General features: G+C 70.5%; 14 protein-coding genes. 6 read left to right on the top strand and 8 right to left on the bottom strand.

The genetic code is table 11. From position 1 onward, the window contains the following. Nucleotides 1-113: 113 nt before the first annotated feature. Complete coding sequence (locus ACQCSZ_RS13500; RefSeq protein WP_427004281.1) at nt 114-1,451, bottom strand: hypothetical protein; 1,338 nt, start codon at nt 1,449-1,451, stop codon at nt 114-116. Between the two features lie 815 nt (nt 1,452-2,266). Between ACQCSZ_RS13500 and ACQCSZ_RS13495 the strand changes: the two genes are divergently transcribed. Then, nucleotides 2,267-3,625 (top strand): IS4 family transposase, encoded by a 1,359-nt coding sequence (locus ACQCSZ_RS13495; protein ID WP_427004280.1) that lies wholly within the window; start codon nt 2,267-2,269, stop codon nt 3,623-3,625. A gap of 62 nt (nt 3,626-3,687) precedes the next feature. On the opposite strand, the gene ACQCSZ_RS13490 is transcribed toward ACQCSZ_RS13495, so the two are convergent. Genes ACQCSZ_RS13490 through ACQCSZ_RS13480 form a run of 3 tightly spaced genes read right to left on the bottom strand, consistent with a single transcriptional unit; the run spans nt 3,688 to nt 7,437 of the window. Beyond that, nucleotides 3,688-4,683, bottom strand: a complete 996-nt coding sequence (locus ACQCSZ_RS13490; RefSeq protein ID WP_427004279.1) for a glycosyltransferase family 2 protein — start codon at nt 4,681-4,683, stop codon at nt 3,688-3,690. After that, nucleotides 4,676-6,283, bottom strand: coding sequence for a lipopolysaccharide biosynthesis protein (locus ACQCSZ_RS13485; protein ID WP_427004278.1), 1,608 nt, complete (start codon nt 6,281-6,283; stop codon nt 4,676-4,678). Before ACQCSZ_RS13485 ends, ACQCSZ_RS13490 begins: the two co-directional genes overlap by 8 nt. Beyond that, entirely contained in the window at nt 6,280-7,437 is a 1,158-nt protein-coding gene (locus ACQCSZ_RS13480) for a glycosyltransferase (protein WP_427004277.1), read from the bottom strand. The genes ACQCSZ_RS13485 and ACQCSZ_RS13480 overlap by 4 nt, the downstream gene beginning before the upstream one ends. Before the next feature lie 238 nt (nt 7,438-7,675). Here ACQCSZ_RS13480 and ACQCSZ_RS13475 point away from each other — a divergent pair, with 238 nt between their 5' ends. The 5 genes from ACQCSZ_RS13475 (at nt 7,676) to sufU (ending at nt 13,968) form a co-directional block, all read left to right on the top strand. Beyond that, a complete protein-coding gene (locus ACQCSZ_RS13475; protein WP_427004276.1) occupies nt 7,676-9,139 on the top strand; it encodes a polysaccharide biosynthesis tyrosine autokinase in 1,464 nt (487 codons plus the stop codon). A 53-nt stretch (nt 9,140-9,192) separates the two neighbouring features. Then, on the top strand, nt 9,193-10,527 hold the full coding sequence (locus ACQCSZ_RS13470; protein WP_427004275.1) for a hypothetical protein: 1,335 nt from the start codon (nt 9,193-9,195) through the stop codon (nt 10,525-10,527). After that, complete coding sequence (locus ACQCSZ_RS13465) at nt 10,528-12,099, top strand: glycerophosphodiester phosphodiesterase (RefSeq protein WP_427004274.1); 1,572 nt, start codon at nt 10,528-10,530, stop codon at nt 12,097-12,099. It abuts the gene before it with no gap. A gap of 93 nt (nt 12,100-12,192) precedes the next feature. Further along, a complete protein-coding gene (locus ACQCSZ_RS13460) occupies nt 12,193-13,500 on the top strand; it encodes a SufS family cysteine desulfurase (RefSeq protein WP_427004273.1) in 1,308 nt (435 codons plus the stop codon). Between the two features lie 12 nt (nt 13,501-13,512). Further along, nucleotides 13,513-13,968, top strand: coding sequence for a Fe-S cluster assembly sulfur transfer protein SufU (gene sufU, locus ACQCSZ_RS13455; RefSeq protein WP_427004272.1), 456 nt, complete (start codon nt 13,513-13,515; stop codon nt 13,966-13,968). Nucleotides 13,969-13,977: 9 nt separating this feature from the next. On the opposite strand, the gene ACQCSZ_RS13450 is transcribed toward sufU, so the two are convergent. From ACQCSZ_RS13450 to ACQCSZ_RS13435, 4 genes are all read right to left on the bottom strand, one after another. After that, nucleotides 13,978-15,291: a UDP-glucose dehydrogenase family protein gene (locus tag ACQCSZ_RS13450; protein ID WP_427004271.1), complete on the bottom strand. Its 1,314-nt coding sequence runs from the start codon at nt 15,289-15,291 to the stop codon at nt 13,978-13,980. A 103-nt stretch (nt 15,292-15,394) separates the two neighbouring features. Beyond that, complete coding sequence (locus ACQCSZ_RS13445; RefSeq protein WP_427004270.1) at nt 15,395-15,616, bottom strand: SCO4848 family membrane protein; 222 nt, start codon at nt 15,614-15,616, stop codon at nt 15,395-15,397. A gap of 4 nt (nt 15,617-15,620) precedes the next feature. Beyond that, entirely contained in the window at nt 15,621-16,118 is a 498-nt protein-coding gene (locus tag ACQCSZ_RS13440) for a DUF2505 domain-containing protein (RefSeq protein WP_427004269.1), read from the bottom strand. Nucleotides 16,119-16,164: 46 nt separating this feature from the next. Beyond that, nucleotides 16,165-17,676 carry an SDR family oxidoreductase gene (locus ACQCSZ_RS13435; RefSeq protein WP_427004268.1) on the bottom strand — a complete coding sequence of 504 codons (1,512 nt, stop codon included), beginning with the start codon at nt 17,674-17,676 and terminating at the stop codon, nt 16,165-16,167. Nucleotides 17,677-17,696 lie beyond the last annotated feature (20 nt).

Here is a 17,696-nt window from a genome sequence, read left to right as displayed (position 1 = left end):
CAGGCCGGGACCAGGCCCGGGTCCTTGTCCGTCAGGGTCTTCCGCACCGGCCCGGCGGACACGACCCAGGGGCGTGGTGCCGGCCTCCGGTTCAGTTATTTATCGGCGAGCCATTAGCCGTTGTAGCGGATGCCGAGGGTCTTGCCCTCCGCGAGCAGGACGAGGTTGTCTGCCCAGCGGTTGGTCGTCGTCATGCCCGGGGTCGTGCTGGCGGCGCGGCTGATGACGCGGACGGGGTACTTCGAGCCGTTGCCGAAGTCGAACTGGTTACGTCCCAGTTTGTTGCCCGTGACCGTGACGGTGATGTTGGAGTACTTCCCGTTGTCGATGTTGATGGACGTCTGGCCGTCATCCACCCAGTTCTTGTCCACGACGACGTTGGCGAGCTTGGCAACGTTCTGCTGCAGCATGATGCCGATGCCCGCGTGCGTGCCGCGGGGGTTGGGTGCGCTGCCGGTTCCGGGCCTGGAGTCGGCCACGATGTTGTTGCCGGCGATGCGGATGTTCTCGCCGCCCTGCACCTGGATGCCGTCGTTGTGCGTGCCGTCACTGTGGGCCGGGTCGTTGGAGAAGAAGGTCAGCCCGTGGATGTAGTTGCCCTCTGCCGTCACGTTGGCTGCCGCCGGGCCGCCGGGGCGGTTGAAGATGCCGAGGCCGTCATTGGTGCCCTGGATGTGGTTCCGCCTGGCCGTGTAGTCATGGCCGACGATGCCGTCGCGGTAGTAGGACGGGCTGTCCGGGATGAGCGTGCTGTCCTGGACCACGAGGTTGACGACGGCGGCGCTGTTGGCATCGACGATGCCCGTGTTGGACTTGGGGACCGCCTTGCCGCCGTGCAGCCGGCTGTTCTTGATGGTCACGTTCTTGGCCCGGACCTTGATGTCGCCGTAGATGTCCAGACCGTCCAGGACGGTGCCGTCCTGGGTGATGACCAGGTCGGCGCCGGAGGTGTTGTAGGCCTTCAGCGCGGTCCCGGCGACCACGCCGGACGTGGTCGTTGATGGCTGGTAGGAGCCGGGGGCCAGTGCGGTGCGGGAGGCCGGGGCGGTGGCGGCCGTCGTCATGGCGGCCGTCGCCGTGACGCTGCCCTGGGCCTGGAGCCCCATGACCGGCTGGCCGGCCGCTGCGGCCGGAGCCTGCGCCGCCTCAGCGGCGGGAGCCTGCGCCGCGGGCGCCACCGCGGCGGGGGCCTGCGCGGCGGGCACCTCAGCAGGGGAAACAGCAGCCGCGGACGCGGCGGTGGCAGCGGACTTCGGCGCGGCGGCCGCGATTGCCGGCTTCAACCCACCGGCCTGGACTCCGGACCCGGAGGCGGCGCCGCTGCCGGTGCCGCTCGGGCCTTGGGCCGCAAGCTGTCCGCAGCCCGTCAGGGTGAGGGCCGCGATAGTGAGGGCCGCAGCGCTCAGGGTGTATGTTGCGCGGATGTTCTTGCTCTGGGGGCCGATCGCCATAGTTGAAAACCTCACAAGTCTCGCTTTCCGGGCACGGGGAAGCGCACAGACATAACGGTGTGGCGGGTGGCGTGGAGGCCTGGTCTGCCAGCGGCATTCAAGCCGTGTCGGTATGTTGCATCGTGCGGTCAGCGCGGGTACCGGTACCTGGGACCCAGGCATGGGCGGAGCCGTGGCACCTGCAATGCTGATTACCGGGAGCGTCCCCGACCCCGGCTACTGAGGCACCACGCTAGTCGAGGCAGTTCAATGTTGCAAATTGGTAACGACGCGGCAGGTGCTATTACAACTTGATTACGACCCTGGCGTGTCGCTTGCGGACCCGGAGATTCCCCGCCAATTAAGGATGCCGGAGGGCCGGCACGAGCGGAGCCAGTGGGCATTTTCGTTAGTTCGTCGGGGGTCCAGGTCCAGGCTGCGGGGTGGCCGGGTTCACGGACATTCCCCGCGCAGGGGCTGGCGGGCATATTCCGGTTATGTCCGGTGGCGGGCGCGACGAATGGGCATGTCCTCCCGGGGAGCAGCCCGATCCCCGCGGCGGAGCCACCCGCACATGCCCCCGCGGATCCGGACATGTCCCGCGCCGGGGCCGGCGGATGGGCATTTTCCGGTTATGTCCGGTGGCGGGCGCGGCGAGTGGGCATGTCCTCCCGGCGCGAAGAGGTCTTGGCCCCGCCTAACCCCAATGCCGTTCGGTTAGGCGTTCGGGTCCAGGGTCAAGTCCCGTCGAATCGGCGTGTCCGTGGGGATATGGGTGTGGCTCCTGCTTGAGTAGTTCGGTCCACCAAGACTGATCCACCCCCACGGGAGCCACTATGCCCGATTCTGCCATCAATCACGCTCCGGGGGTATTCGCACCCGGGCATCTGGGCGAGCTGACCCGTGTCGTTCCCTTCGACATGGTTGATGCCGCGCTCGAGGCCGCCGGAGGCCGGGAACGCCGGGTGCGCAGGCTGCCCTCACGGGTGGTGATCTACCTGCTGCTCGCCGGGGTCCTGTTCGCCGACCAGGGCTGGAAGCAGGTCTTTTCACGCCTGGTCACGGGGCCGCCGGCACCGGTGAAGACACCTTCGGCCTCATCCTTGAGCCAGGCCATGCGCCGGGTGGGAACGGCCCCGCTGCGTGAGCTGTTCACCCTTCTCAAGGGCCCTGCGGTGTGCGGGTCCCGGCAGGTGACCCGGTTCGCTGGCCGGCTGGTCGTGGCCATCGACGGCACGCAGATGGCCGTGGCCGATACCGAGGCCAACCGGGCCAGGTACCCCAAGCCGCGCGGCGGCGTCAACGGGGAGGCCGGGTACCCGATGATCCGGCTGGTTGCGATCCTCACGGCCGGGACCCGTTCGGTGATCGACGCGGCCTTCGGCACCGACGCCGTGGGCGAGCTGACCTACGCCCGGCAGCTCATCTCCTGCCTGCAACCGGGCATGGTGCTGCTCGGGGACCGGAACTTCGCCACCTACGGCTTCTTCCGTGAAGTGGCCGAAACGGGCGCGGACTTCCTTTTCCGCGCCAGGACCGGTCTCAGCGCCATGAAACTGCCGGTCCTTCAGCAGCTGGCCGACGGTTCCTACCTCTCCCATGCCGCCGGCCAACGCGTACGGGTCATCGACGCCGAACTCACGGTCACCACCGAGGCCAAAACGCTCACCGCCGAATACCGGCTGGTCACCACGTTGCTCGACCCGATCCAGGCTCCCGCCCTGGGACTGGTCAGGCTCTACCATGAGCGTTGGGAGATCGAAACGGCCTACTGCGAATTGAAATCACGCATCCTGAACGGCCGGGTGCTGCGCGGCCGGCACCCTGCCGCGGTCATCCAGGAGACCTGGGCGCTGCTGTCCTGCTACCAGGTGTTGCGCACCGCGATGACCGATGTGACGCTGCGGCATCCCGAGATCGATCCGGACCGCCTGTCCTTCACCATCGGACTGAGGTCCGCCCGCGACCAGGTGGTCCAGGCCCGCGGGATCCTCAGCGGAACCGTGGTGGACCTGGTCGGTCGCATCGGGGCGGCCATGCTGGCCGAACCGTTGCCCGCCCGCCGCATCCGCTCCCGGCCCCGGGTGGTCAAACGCGCGATCTCCAAGTACCGCGCCAAGGAACGGGATGTCGACCGTCGGACCTATCCCGCGACACTCGACACCAGGATCTTGACACCGGATCCCGGCCCCTAACCGAACGGCATTGCGCCTAACCCCGGCGAACTAACGAAAATGACCACTTGCCGGCCGCAGGCTTATTTTCGGCGGTACTCGCTGTACACGTATCCGAAGGCCCCCGCGGACATGCCCAGGCCCCTCGCGGCGGTCCTCATACCCTGGGCCCTTTGCGCTGTCGACCCCGTCACGGCACCGGCCGCCAGGCGCGAGGCACCCCCGAGCAGGCGGAGCGATCCGGAGGCCAGTGAAGCGGCCCGCGACGTGAAGCGGGCGGCGGGCGTGCCGGCGAGCTCCAGGCCGACCCGGGCAGCGGAGTTCCCGCTCCGCAGGGCCCGCCGCAGCACCCAGCCCCGGGTGAGCCGGGCGGCCGGAACCCGGTCCACCACCACCGCCTCGTCACACCAGAGCATGGTGCCGCCCCGCTGCACGAGTTGCCGGGTGAAGAGGGTGTCCGAGCCCCCGCTGAGGCCGAAGCGTTCATCGAAGCGCAGCTGCAGGGCCCGGACCTGCGCCAGATCCAGGAGCAGGTTGTTCGTCGCGGCCACGTCCAGGCGCGAGCCGGTGGCGAGCCGGCGGCGCCGGAAGAAGCCCCCGGCTTCGATCCAGGGTTCCGGTTCGTGTTCGTACTCACTGACCACCGGGCCGACGACGGCGGCGGCGCCGGTGGAGCGCTGCAGTGACAGCAACTGCGCCAGCCAGCGCTCGGAGGGTACCTCGTCGTCGTCGATGAACACGAGCAGGGCACTGGCCGCGGCTTCGGTCAGGGCACGGTTCCGCGCGGCGGCGATCCCGGGCTTCGGTTCATGGACGTAGCGGACCAGGCCCGGCGGAAGGGTGCCGGCAAGCTGTTCCACGATCGGCCGGGCGCTGGCCGCCGGATCGTTGTCGATGACCAGCACCGTGGCGGGCGGCCCGTCCGGGCCGCCGTCGCCGGACAGGGCCTGGACGCCGAGCCGGGGGAGCGCGAGGGCGATATCCTCGGGCCTGCGGTAGGCCAGCACCGCAATGACAGTGCCGCCTGTTTCGAGACCGTCCGTCGCGGCTCCGCCGCTGGAGTGCATGGTTTCAGCCATTCCGATCGTCTGCTTTCTTGTCTCGGTTCCTGCGCCGGTTGCTGCCCCGTTCCGGGACTGCCGGCCGGCCCGACAGCGCCAGGGCCTGGGCCGCATAGCCGGCGAGCATCCGCCGGTGGAAAAGCCGCAGCGCACCCAGCGCCAGCGCCGCGAAGATGGCGAGCCCGCCGAGGAGATGCCACAGGCTGTCCACCTCGGCGAGGGACCACAGCCCGTAGCCGGCCGCGCCCCACAGCGCGGCGTGTACCGCGGGCAGGATCGACCCCAGCTGCGACTTCGCGCTCACGCCGGTCAGCCGGGTCTGGATCCTCAGCAGGACCGGTGTCAGCACGAACCCGGCCGCCGAGTAGCCCACGGCGACGCCGAAGACGCCGAACTGGAGGCCGATCACGATGCCGCCCACCTGCACGAGGGCCGCGAGGATCTCGTAACGGATGATCAGGGCGCCCTGGCCGAGACCCTTCATCAGGGACGGGGTGATGTAGAAGACCGTTTCGCGGGCACCCCCGATGGCCAGCACGCTCACCAGCGCCGCGGCGGGCAGCCATTCCCGTCCCAGCACGAGGATCACGAGTTCGGGTGCGGCGCAGGCCACGAAGGTCATCAGGGGGATGGCGGAAATCGCGAGGATCCGCGTGGCAGCAACCAGGCTGGCGGCCACCTGCTCACGGCGGCCAGCGGACCGCGCAAAGGCAGGGAACATGACCCGGTTGACCGTCTGCCCGATCAGCTGCACCGGCACCACCAGGATGCGGTACGCCATGCCGTACAGCGAGAGGGAAGAGACGCCCAGGACCCGGCCGACCAGGATGTTGTCCAGGTTCCGGGAGAAGTAGGCCAGGCAGTCCGTGGCAAAGACGCTGACACTGAACCGTAACAGCGGCACCACTTCGCGGAAAGCGAGGTTGGGGAGCGGCCCCCGGCTGGCCGCCAGCAGCAGCGAGCTGCAGACGAGGTCGGTGGTGACCACCTGGTAGGCCATGGACCACGGACCCGCCCCGGCAAGAGCGGCGCCGATTCCCGCGGCGCAACCGGCGGCGGCTGCCGCGATGTCTGCCGCACCCACCCGGTGCAGCAGCAGGTCCCGGGATAGCATGGCCCGCGGCGTTATCGCAAGGGCTTTCAGCGGGATGGCGAGGGCCAGCAGCCTCAGGAGGGGTTCCAGCTGGCCCGCCCCGAAGAAGTCCGAGACCCACGGGGCGGCGAACCAGGTGGCGGCAGCGAGGACGCCGGCGACGAGCAGATTCAAGGTGGCGGTGGCGCCCGCCATCTTGCGGGTCACCTCCGGCCGCTGGATCAGTGCGGCCGACAGGCCCTGGTCCAGCACGAGGGCGACCAGGCTGATGTAGACCGTGGCCGCGGCGATGGTTCCGTAGCTCTGCGGTCCCAGGATCCGGGCCAGCACCACGGCGCAGAGCATCTGGAACCCCTGCCGGGCCAGCACCGCGCCGAGGCTCCACCGGACGCTCCGGGCCGTTTTCCGGCCGGTCTCCTGGCCCGTCTTCGGAGCCGGGCCGGCCGGCGGCGTCCCCGTACCGGCACCGTCCCGGCCAGGTGCGGAGGCGGCCTGGTCCGTGCGGCCCGCGGCGTTGCCGTTCACAACAGCGTGCCGGCCGCCAGGGCCAGATGGCCGGCCATCAGCGTCCCGTACCGTTCCGGGCTGTGCCGGCGTTCCGCTTCCGCCGCATCCAGCACGGCGTCGGCCCGGTAGTCCCGCCAGCCGGCGGCGACACGGACCAGGGCGGCGGCGAGCCGGGCGGCGTCGCCGGGCTCCACGAACTGCGCCGAGCGGTACCCGGCGGCCGCCTCCCGGAGCCCGGAAGTGTCGCTGACGATGACCGGCCGGGAGGCGAGGACCGCCTCCACGGCCGTGTTGCCGAAGGGTTCGTCGAGGCGTGAGGGCACGACGACGACGTCGGAGTGCGCCAGGAACGGCCAGATGACCTTCTGGAAGCCATGAAACGTCACCGCGCCGTCCGCTCCGCCGTCCGCCACCTGCCGGCGGAGTCCGGCCTCGTACGCTTCATAGCCGGGGAAGACGGCCCCCACGATGGACAGCCGGGCCGGCACGCCGTCCCGCCGGAGCCGCAACAGGGCGTCGACGGCGACGTCGACTCCCTTGCGGTGGGACAGGCGGCCGAGGTAGAGGATCCGGAGTCCGCCTGCCAGGTCCTCCCGCGGCGGGACCGGCTCGGCCGGTCCGGGAACGCCGTTGTACAGGACGGTGGCGCGGCCCCGCAGCGCAGGGAGCGCCGCGGCGAGGGTATCGGCGCTGAACCGGCTGTTCGTGAGGATGCCGCGGGAGAGCAGGAGGGGCAGGGCCAGGGCGGCACGCAGGGCACGGGATGCGTTGGCCTCGGCCTCGTGGACATGGGTCACCACCGGAACACCGGTCAGCCGCCCGGCGGCCGTCCACAACGGGACCGTGACAGTATTGGCGAGAATGACATCCGGGCGTGCACCGCGGATCACCCCGACGCTGCGGAGCATGCCGTGGACGGACGTGGCGGCCAACCGGAGCATCCCCGGCGCGGACAGCATGCTCTTGCGCAGGACCGGTGTCGGCGAGAGGATCACGGCGGCGCCGCGGCGTTCCAGTTCCGGCACGAGGGGGCCCGACGCCGGAAGCGCCACCAGGACACGCGCACCGGAGCGGTGCAATCCATCGATGGTCTCCAGCAGCACGCGGTCCGAGCCGTAGAGGTCGGCACCGGGATGCGCGACCAGTACCGAGAGCTGCCCGGCAGTGTTCATCGTTCCCCCCATGGATCGGTGACGGTGACGGAAAGGTGTCCGGCAGGGAAAGACTACGGCCGGCGTTCCGGTTTGGCTAGGATTTGGTGCGGCCATCACGGAAATGCGGCATGGACTGTGGAAAACATGTGGTTCAACTCCTTCCGCCCGGCACGTTTGCAGTCAATAATGGGGCGACAGGGGACCATGAAGTACCGTGCCGGTGCAGGCATGGCGTGGTGGCCGCATGGGGGGATCCTTGGAGCTAGCAGAATACGGGCGCGCGATCGTGCGGGGCTGGTGGGTACTGGTCCTCTGCGTGCTGGCAGGCCTGGGATCCGCGGCGCTCGCCACGGCCGCCGCAACTCCCTCATACCAGAGCAGCGTCAAGTTCTTCGTGGTGTCGCCGCCGGCAGCCGGCCAGTCCGCCCTTCAATCCCGGGAGCTGTCGAAGCAACGCATCCTGGCGTACCCCGGCCTCGTCAAGAGTGACAAATTTGTCGAAGGGCTGGTCAGGAACGGCACCACGGGCCTGTCAGCAGCCGCCATCACCGAAAGCATCAGCGCCTCGGCGGACAAGGACACTCTGATGCTCACCGTCGTCGTGAGCCTGCCGGACCGGGCCAAGGCGGTCGATACCGCCCGGGCGGTTGCCGGCAGCCTCGGTGCGGCCGTCGGCGAACTGGAGGCCGGGCGCACGGAGACCGGCGCCGGCCAGACGGTGCTGAAAGTGGTGGCAGGACCTACGGACGAGACCGCGCCGGTGTCCCCGCGGCCCACCCTGAACCTTGCCCTCGGTGGATTGCTGGGCCTCGGAGCCGGTATCGCCATCGCCGTGTCGCGCCGCCTGCTGGACAAGACCCTGCGGACCGTGGCGGACGTCGAGGCGGCTGCCGGACTGCCGTTGCTGGCCGGCCTCCCCGTCCCGGCCCCGGCGGCCGGGTCCGCGGGCCAGGCGCCCAAGGGGTCCCCGGCCCGCCGGAGGGAGTCCGCCTCCGCCCTCGGGGAGGCAGTGCGGCGGCTCCGGACGAACATAGACCACTTCCCCGCCATGCCGGCCTCCGGCGTCGTCGCCGTCACCTCGGCCACGGCAGGGGAGGGCAAATCCAGTGCCGCCCTCCTGCTGGCACGGTCCTGGGCCGAGGCAGGGGTATCGGTCCTGCTGGTCGAGGCGGACCTGCGCAGTCCCCGGCTCGCCGGGGAACTGGGACTCGGCGGCGGGCTGGGGCTCGCGGACGTCCTCGCGGGCCGTGCGGCGCTGGGGAAGGCCATCGCGCAGACGGACGGAAACGGACCCCATATCCTGGCGGCCGGCACGGTTCCGGCCGCGCCCACCGAGCTGCTCGCCGGCCGGTCCACGGCCACCGTGCTGGGACAGCTGCGGGACACGTACAGCCGCGTCATCATCGACGCGCCCGCCATGCAGCCGTTCAGCGACGCCGCGCTGCTCGCCGCCAGCGCCGACTGCACCGTCCTGGTGCTCAGGCGCGGACGGGTGACCCGCGAACTGCTGGCGTCATCCCTGCGGAACCTTGAACTGGTCGGCGCCCGGCTCGCCGGCGTCGTGCTCACCGACCTTCCCCTCCGCCGGCCCGGACGCTTCACGGCACGATCCGGGCGGCCCCCGGCGCCGGCGCAAGCGGCCGCGGTGGCGCCGGCCGCGGAGGCGCCGGCTGGTGTTCCGGCCGGTCCTCGGGTCAAGCACGCCGCAGCGCGGCAGTGACGGTGCGGGCAAACGGATCCGGCCGGCGCCGGGATCCGGGCAGGGGGGTCTGAATGCAGCTGGCGCTCTGGATCGGCCTGTGCCTGGCCGCCTCCGTCCTCCTCCGCACCCGGGTCAGGGTGTTGCTCGCGGCAGTGCTCGGCCTCTGGATCCTGGTACCCGCCGTCGGCTCCTCGCTCCTCACGGGCGTGACCTCGGGCCCGCTGTCCGTCCACGCCGCCACCTGGCTCGTGCTGTGCATTCTTGTCATCCGGATGCTTCATGATCCCTGGAGCGTCCACGAGGCACTGGCCCGTCACTTCTTCCTATTCCTCACCCTCGGCCTGGTCATGGTGGCCGCCTTCCTGGCGTCGGCCACGTCCAGCGCCGGCGGGGGGATGGTGCTCCTGGCGGACCAGATTGTGGTTCCGGGGCTGTTCTTCCTGATTGTGCTATCGGACGCTGCCCGGGGCGAAGGGCTCGTGGCCCTGCTCCGGACCGTGCTGTTGACTCTCGTGGCGCTTGCCTGCGTCGTGGCGGTCACGCAGTGGCTGACGAAAAGCGTGCTGTTCTACGAATCCGGCTACAGCACCCAATACTGGTTTGACCGGGACCAGGAACGCTGGATGGCGACGCTGGACCAGCCGCTGGCCCTGTCGCTGTTCATCTGCCTGACGGCACCGCTCCTTGCCGGGCTGAAGCGCCGCTGGCTGCAGCTGCCCCTGCTGGCGCTGATGGCGGTGGGCATCCTCATCACCCAGTCGCGCGTGGGGCTCGTTGCCCTGGCCGTGACGGTCGTGGCTACCGTGCTCTTCGCCCGGTGGCGGACCCGGGTCAAGGCGGCCCTGCTGCTCGTGCTGGCCGGAGCCGCGGGCGGCCTGATGGCCTCGCCGCTCGTGGCGGGCGTGGCCGCGAGGGTCGCCGACGATACCGGCTCCGCCCAGGCGCGCGGCCTGGCCTTCGACTATTTCCTGGGCCGCTGGGGCGACTACGCCGTGGCAGGCCAGGGCATCGGCGCCAGCTACCGGCTGGCCGTGCAGGCCGGGCTGGAGACCAGCTTCGAAAATCCCACGGTGATGTACAGCGTCGACTTCGGCCTGCTGTTCGCGCTGCTCTACTTCGGTTCCATGGCCGCGCTGGTGCTCGGCGCCGCGCTCACGGCCGGCCCCAGGAGCGGGTATCCGGGCCTGGTGCTCGCCGGCGCCATGGCCGTTGTCATCCCGCAGACCTACAGTTCCCTGGCCACGCGCTCCGCAGCCGGCATCCTGGTCTGGACGGTGCTGGCGATGGTGGTCGTCGCGGCAGGGGAGGCCCGGACGCGCGCCGGGCAGGAACGCGCGGCTGCGGCCGGTCCGGCTGCGGCTGCCGCGCGGAGGCGCGGCACGCTGACCGCGCCGGGACCGGGCTGAATGATCGGCCGCCGGCAGTTTCTGGGCGCCGCGGCGGCCGGGGCAGCGTTCGCTGCAACCGGCTGCTCCCCGTGCCCGGGGGACGCCAACGTGCCTGCCCGCGCGGCGGCCAGGCCGCACCCCGCCGCCGTCCCCGCGGCCGCCGCGGCACGGGCCCTCGTGGCGGAAGGCGCCGTCGCGGCTGCCGGGGAGAAGGGCCCGTTCACGGTCGCGGGGCTGCTGGCGGCGCCGTCGTTCTTCATCGCGCACCGGGGGTCCGGGGACAACTGGCCCGAGCACACCCTGCACGCCTACCGCCAGTCGGCGGCTGCCGGCCTGAAGGCCCTCGAGGTCGCCGTCTCGTCAACCCGGGACGGGGTGCTGGTGTGCCACCACGACCTCAACACCGCGCGGCTGACCGGGACCGACCTGACCATCGCCAGGGCGTCCTATGCTGCGCTGGCGGCGCTGCGCAATGATGCCCGGGCCTGGCTGGGCCCGGCCACACCGCTGGAACCCATCCCGCTCCTGACGGAGGTCCTGGACGCCTTCGCCGGCAGCCACGTGATCTTTCTGGAGGACAAACCGGGGACCAATGCGGACGAAATCCTGGCCCTGCTGGAAGGCTATCCGGGCGCCCGGGAGCACCTGGTCTGGAAGCAGCCCGCCAGTTCCCCCGGCCACGTCCAGGCGGCAGCCAACGGCTATGCCACGTGGGGCTACTTCAGCGCGCCGGACCGGGGCAGGATCGCCGAGCTCGTGCCAAAACTGGACCTGCTCGGGATCCACCACACGGCCCCCGAGGCGATGGTCCGCGAACTCGTCGCGTCGGGCAAGCCGGTGATCGCCTGGGAGGTGCACCGCCGCAGCGAGCATCTGAGGCTGCGGGAGCTGGGGGTCCGCGGTTTCATCTGCTCCAACGTCCGCCACGTCCTGCACCAGGAAGAGCCGCGCAGCCAGGACGGCTTCGCCGGGGGCCGGCGCGGCACGGGCGACCTGCCGTGGCGTGCGGACGCCGTGTGGGACGAACAACCGGCCTTCGTCGACGGCGCCGTCCGCATCGCCAGCCAGGAAAAGTCCGGCTACCTGCTCGGATCCATGGCCGGAGCCGCGGATGCCCCGGACTGGGAGCTCGAGTTCGAGCTGCGCTGGCCGGAAGGGCTACCCTCCGGCCAGCCGGGCGCGGGGGTGGCCTTCGGGCAGGACGGGGACACGCCATACCGGGCCGACGCCGGCCCGACGTCGGCGGGGTACCACCTGGACGTCGGCGGGGACGGCCGGCTGACGCTCTACCGCCAGGACGGCCGGGAGGGTTCCGCCGTCCGGCTCGCGGAAGCCGGGAGCCCCGCGCCGGCGTCGGGCCAGTGGCTGAAGTTCGTGGTTTCGGTACACCCATGGAGCATCGGCGTCCGGCGGCTGGGCGCCGAAGCGGCGGTCTGGACGCTCACCTCGGAAGACACCCGCTACGGCGGGGGATGGTTCTCGCTGTTGAAGAATTACGACGCCGGGCCGCCCGTGGAGTTCCGCGGCGTGCGGGCGCGCAGCTTGGCTGCAACAGCGGCTGCCACGGGCAGCTGCGCGAACGTGGGATAATTACGCTTAATGTATGTGACGTATTAGTTCCGCCCGGCCGCCGGGCCCGGCGGAAGGTGCGTCCCAGCCAAAGCCGATCCAGGAGTCTCCGCCATGGTTGTCACCCCAGCCCATCTCAGCCGCGCTGCCGCGACGCTGGGAAACGAAGAGGTCCGCAGGATCCGCAACGACTTCCCGATCCTCCACCAGTCCGTCAACGGCAAGCCGCTCATCTACCTGGACTCCGGGGCGACCTCGCAAAACCCGCTCAGTGTCCTGGAAGCGGAGCAGGAATTCTATGAACAGCGGAATTCGGCGGTCCACCGCGGCGCCCATCACCTCGCCGTGGAGGCCACCGAGGTGTTCGAAAACGCGAGGGAAACGGTGGCGGCCTTCATCGGGGCAGGGTGGGACGAGCTCATCTGGACCTCGAACGCCACCGAGGGCCTGAACCTGCTCAGCTACGCCTTCCTCAACGCCTCGCTGCCCGGCGCCGCCCCCGAGGCGGCACGCTTTGCCCTGGCGCCGGGGGACGAACTGGTGGTCACCGAGATGGAGCACCACGCCAACCTGATTCCCTGGCAGCAGCTGGCCGAACGGACCGGCGCCACCCTGAAGTTCATCCCCGTGGACGACGACGGGGCCCTGGACCTCGAGGCGGCCGCCCGCATCATCGGCAGCCGGACCCGCGTCCTGGCCTTCACCCACGCCTCCAACGTCCTCGGCACGATCAACCCGGTCGACAAGCTTGTGGCCCTGGCCCGGGCGGCGGGGGCCCTCGTGGTGCTCGACGCCTGCCAGTCGGCGCCGCACCTGCCCCTGGACGTCAAGGCCCTGGACGTGGACTTCGCCGTGTTCTCCGGCCACAAGATGCTGGCGCCCACGGGGATCGGCGGGCTGTACGGCCGCTCCGAGCTGCTCAACGCGATGCCCCCGTTCCTGACCGGCGGCTCGATGATCACCACCGTCACCATGGAGCGGGCCGCCTTCCTGCCCAGTCCGCAGCGCTTCGAGGCCGGCACGCAGAAGATCTCGCAGGCCATAGCCCTGGCCGCCGCCGCGAACTACCTCAGCGAGACCGGGCTTTCCCGGATCCACGGCTGGGAAGCGGAGCTGGGGCAGCGCCTCGTCCAAGGCCTGGAGTCCATCCCCGGGATCCGGGTGCTGGGCCCGGCCGCAGGCCAGGACCGGATCGGCCTGGCCGCCTTCGACGTCGCCGGAGTGCACGCGCACGACGTCGGGCAGTTCCTCGACAGCCGCGGCATCGCCGTGCGGGTGGGGCACCACTGTGCCCAGCCGCTGCACCGCAGGCTCGGACTGACCGCGAGCACCCGCGCCAGCACCTACCTTTACAACACGACGGACGATGTGGACGCGTTTCTCAACGCCGTCGCCGACGTCCGCGCCTACTTCCAAGCCTGAGGACGGCAGTACATGAGTCTCGACCAGCTTTACCAGCAGATCATCCTGGAACACGCCAAGGCCCGCCACGGCAGCGGCCTGGCCGGAACCGCGGTGCCGGACGGCGCGAGCACCGGACAGTCGCACCAGCTCAATCCGGTCTGCGGGGACGAGATCACCGTCCGCGTCGCCACGGCCGGCGGAAAAGTCAGCGAGCTGCGCTGGGACGGCGACGGCTGTTCGATTTCCATGGCCTCGGCCTCCGTGCTCACGGAGCTGGCCGAGGGACTGACGGCCGAGGAGTTCCGCACCATCATCGACAGTTTCCGTGAGGTACTGCGCTCCCGTGGCAAGGTGGCCGCCGATCCCGAGATCCTGGGGGACGCCGCCGCCTTTGAGGGCGTGGCCCGCTACGCCGCCAGGGTCAAATGCGCCATGCTGTCCTGGGTGGCGGCCGAGGACGCCCTCGGCCAGGCCCTGGCCCGCTGAGCGCCGGCCTCAGGGCCGGCCGAGGCCCTTGTAGGTCCAGCCCGCGGCACGCCATTTGGCGGGGTCCAGGACGTTGCGGCCGTCGAGGATGCGCGGCGCCGACACGAGCGCCTTCGTCTCATGCGGATCCAGTTCGCGGTACAGCTGCCACTCGGTCAGCAGCAGCACGGCGTCGGCCCTGAGCAGGGTGGTCTCCAGGTCCGGCTCCATCGGCAGCTCCGGAAAGCGCCTGGCCGCATTGTCGAGGGCCTGGGGGTCCGTGACGGTGACCACGGCACCCTGAAGCTGGAGCTGCGCGGCCGCGCTCAGGGCCGGCGAGTCGCGCACGTCGTCGCTTTCGGGTTTGAAGGCGGCTCCCAGCACGGCGATCCGCTGGCCCATCAGGGTGCCGCCGCAGAGCTCGCGGGTAAGTTCCACCACGCGGGTCCGCCGCCGCATATTGATGGCGTCCACCTCCCGCAGGAACGTCAGGGCCTGGTCTGCCCCCAGTTCCCCGGCGCGTGCCATGAACGCCCGGATGTCCTTGGGCAGGCAGCCGCCGCCGAAGCCGATGCCGGCGTTGAGGAACCTCCTGCCGATCCGCTCATCGAGTCCGATCGCATCGGCCAGCCGGGTGACATCGGCTCCCGTGGCCTCGCAGACCTCGGCCATGGCGTTGATGAAGGAAATCTTCGTGGCGAGGAAGGAATTGGCCGCCGTCTTCACGAGTTCCGCGGTGGCGTAGTCCATCACGAGCCGCGGCGTCCCGCCCGCAAGGGCTTTATCGTAGACCCGGTCCAGGACGGCCACGGCCGGGTTGTCTTCGCTGCCGTCCGGCATGCCGTAGACGAACCGGTCCGGATTCAGGGTGTCCGTGACCGCGTGCCCTTCGCGCAGGAACTCCGGGTTCCAGACCAGGGTGGCGCCGGGCTCGGTGTCCGCGATGACGTCGGCGAGCCGCGCCGCGGTGCCGACCGGTACCGTGGATTTTCCGGCGATCACGTCGCCGGGGGAGACGTGGGCGGCCAGGGAGGCGATCGCGGCGTCGACGAAGCGGAGGTCCGCGCCGTTCTCGCCGCGTTTCTGCGGCGTGCCCACGCAGATGAAATGGACCTCGCAGCCGCGGGCCGCCGACATGTCGGTGGTGAACCGCAACCGCCCGGATTCCTCGAGTTCGGACAGGAGATCATCCAGGACCGGTTCATAAAACGGGGCATGGCCCGCCGAGAGCTGCGCCACCTTGCCCTCGTCGAGGTCGATGCCGACCACCTCGTGGCCGAGTTTCGCCATGCACGCCGCATGGACCGCGCCCAGATAACCGCACCCGATAACCGAGATCCGCATTCCGATATCCTCCCCCATGGTGTGTTCACAGCGTACGTGCTGGGGGAGGGATTTGCGCGGTTTTGCGGCGCGTCGTGGCCGGCAGCGCCAACCCAGCAGCGGATCAGCCGAGCAGCCCGGCGATCCCGATGGCCGCCGTCGCGGCGCCGAGCACCATCGAGATGCTGACGAGGACGACGTGGACGGTCAGGAAGCGGGTGGCCTTGCCGCCGGCGTCGCGGGCCCGCGGGTCCTTCATCACCCGGCGCAGGAACTGCGGCCAGACGACGAGGGACCAGATGCCGGCGATGATCAGGACGACAGCCAGGAAAGCGGGCAACTCCATGCCGCTAGTGGCTTTCGAGCCAGGCCTGGGCCTGCTGGGACTGGATGTTCAGGGCCTTGCCGACCATCGGTTCGGCCGCTTCGGCGATCTTGCCGCCGAGGAACGGCACCGACGAAGTGACGGTGCCTTCGAGCTCAACCCGGGTGCTGCCGTCCACGGACACGAGGCGCTGGACCGCTTTGACGTCCAGCGGTGCGCCGGCGACCTTCATCGAAATGCTGCTCTGCCGCGATCCGTCGGCCGCGGGTGCCGCCCAGGTCTCTACCTGGGTCACCTTGAGGCTTTCACCGACGAATTTCCGGGCGATGTCCGGCATCCGGGTGGTCGGAATGGTCCGGACGGTGGTGGTGACGAACGCGCCGGCGGTGTCGCCGTCCACGGCAAAGGACTCAAGGGTGCCGCCGACGTATTCGCTTGTGTGGCGCAGGAATTCCTCGTTCACGAAAACGGCGGTAACGCGGTCAACACTGTGGGGCAAGGTGGTGGATGCACTCAGGGGCATGGGGGTCCTCCGTGGGTCTGACTGGACGGTTCGGGCTCCCAACATCCTACGGTGTGGGCCCGGCCGGCTCCGATTCGAGGTCCGCCAGTCCGTGCGCCGCGGCCGTGATATTCCGCGACATGGCGGGGAATATCAGGCTGTGGAACGGCAGCACGGCAAGCCAGTAGAGGCGCCCGCCCAGGCCCTTGGGGAAGAAGATTGCCCGCTGCCGGTAGCGGCTTCCGGTGCCGTCCGGCTCAACCGAGAGCTCCAGCCAGGCCCGGCCCGGGGCCCGCATTTCGGCGCGCAGCCGCAGCAGCCGGCCGCGGTCGATCCGCTCGACCCGCCACCAGTCCACGGCTTCGCCTTCGGCCAGCAGATGCGGGTGCCGCCGGCCGCGCAGCAGCCCCGCGCCTCCCGTCGCCTTGTCCAGCCAGCCCCGCACCCGCCACGCCAGCGGCAGCGAGTACCAGCCGTTGCGGCCGCCGATCCCTTCGATGATGGTCCAGACGTGCCGGGGGGCCACCGGGCTGGTGTACGTCCGTTCATCGACGTACACCCGGTGGCCGGCCCAGTCCGGGTCGCTGGGGAGGGGATCGGCGTCCGCGCCGGCGCTGGCCCAAGTGGTCTCCACCTGCCCGTCGCGCTCCTTGGCCAGGGCGAGGGCGACCGCGCGCCGGTACCCGGTCAGGCCGCCCGCCGGGAGGGGGACATAGGAATCGATGCCATGTTCCCGCGAGACGGCGTCGTGCTGGAGCGATTCCACGAGCGGCAGCGACATGGACAGCGGAATGGGGGTCACGAGTGCCACCCACAGCCCGGCCAGCCGGGGCGCCGGGACCGGCAGGGCGAGCACCGGCCGCCGCGGCAGCCCGGCTTCGGCGGCGTACTCCTTCATCATTCCCGCGTAGCTCAGGACCTCGCGGCAGCCGATATCGAAGGTGCGGTTGACCGGGCCCTCGAGGGACGCCGCCGCGACCAGATAGTGCAGCACGTCGCGGACGGCGATGGCCTCGATCCGGTTCTTCACCCAGCTGGGGGCCGGCATCAAGGGCAGGGTCTCGGCCAGGTGCCGGATCATTTCGAAGGACGCCGAGCCGGCGCCGATCACGACGCCGGCCTGGAAGACGATGGCGTCCACCGGACCGTCGAGGAAGACCCTGCCGACGGCCTCGCGGGAGCGCATGTGGGTGGACAGTGCGGCGTTGGCCGGGTGCAGGCCGCCCAGATAGACGATCCTGCCCACGCCAGCCGCCGCTGCCGCCGTGGCGGCGGTCCCGGCCATCGCCTGTTCCTTGGATTCGAAGCCCGTCCCGGCGGCCATCGAATGGACCAGGTAGTACAGGACGTCGACGCCGTCGAGCGCCGCACGCAGGGCGGCGCCGTCGTCGAGGCTGCTCCGGATGACCTCCACGTCCTCCAGCCATGGCACGCCGGCGATCTTGGCCGGGGTCCGGACGAGGACCCTGACGGTGTGGCCGGCTTCCAGCAACCGGGGGACCAGCCGGCCGCCGATGTAGCCGGTGGCGCCGGTGACCAGGACTGTCCTGGGGGTCGCGGCTTGCGGGATGCCGTTCATGGGTGGCTCCTTGTCATTTG

The organism is Pseudarthrobacter sp. H2, from assembly GCF_050157045.1.
GTDB lineage: Bacteria > Actinomycetota > Actinomycetes > Actinomycetales > Micrococcaceae > Arthrobacter.
This window is presented reverse-complemented; position numbering and strand designations above follow the sequence as displayed.

Bases quoted from the DNA above. Each gene is read 5' to 3' on its own strand.
- ACQCSZ_RS13440 (WP_427004269.1), bottom strand. From the start codon at position 16,118: ATGCCCCTGAGTGCATCCACCACCTTGCCCCACAGTGTTGACCGCGTT.
- ACQCSZ_RS13490 (WP_427004279.1), bottom strand. From the start codon at position 4,683: ATGGCTGAAACCATGCACTCCAGCGGCGGAGCCGCGACGGACGGTCTC.
- ACQCSZ_RS13495 (WP_427004280.1), top strand. From the start codon at position 2,267: ATGCCCGATTCTGCCATCAATCACGCTCCGGGGGTATTCGCACCCGGG.
- ACQCSZ_RS13450 (WP_427004271.1), bottom strand. From the start codon at position 15,291: ATGCGGATCTCGGTTATCGGGTGCGGTTATCTGGGCGCGGTCCATGCG.
- ACQCSZ_RS13465 (WP_427004274.1), top strand. From the start codon at position 10,528: ATGATCGGCCGCCGGCAGTTTCTGGGCGCCGCGGCGGCCGGGGCAGCG.
- ACQCSZ_RS13445 (WP_427004270.1), bottom strand. From the start codon at position 15,616: ATGGAGTTGCCCGCTTTCCTGGCTGTCGTCCTGATCATCGCCGGCATC.
- ACQCSZ_RS13435 (WP_427004268.1), bottom strand. From the start codon at position 17,676: ATGAACGGCATCCCGCAAGCCGCGACCCCCAGGACAGTCCTGGTCACC.
- ACQCSZ_RS13500 (WP_427004281.1), bottom strand. From the start codon at position 1,451: ATGGCGATCGGCCCCCAGAGCAAGAACATCCGCGCAACATACACCCTG.
- ACQCSZ_RS13470 (WP_427004275.1), top strand. From the start codon at position 9,193: ATGCAGCTGGCGCTCTGGATCGGCCTGTGCCTGGCCGCCTCCGTCCTC.
- ACQCSZ_RS13460 (WP_427004273.1), top strand. From the start codon at position 12,193: ATGGTTGTCACCCCAGCCCATCTCAGCCGCGCTGCCGCGACGCTGGGA.
- sufU (WP_427004272.1), top strand. From the start codon at position 13,513: ATGAGTCTCGACCAGCTTTACCAGCAGATCATCCTGGAACACGCCAAG.
- ACQCSZ_RS13480 (WP_427004277.1), bottom strand. From the start codon at position 7,437: ATGAACACTGCCGGGCAGCTCTCGGTACTGGTCGCGCATCCCGGTGCC.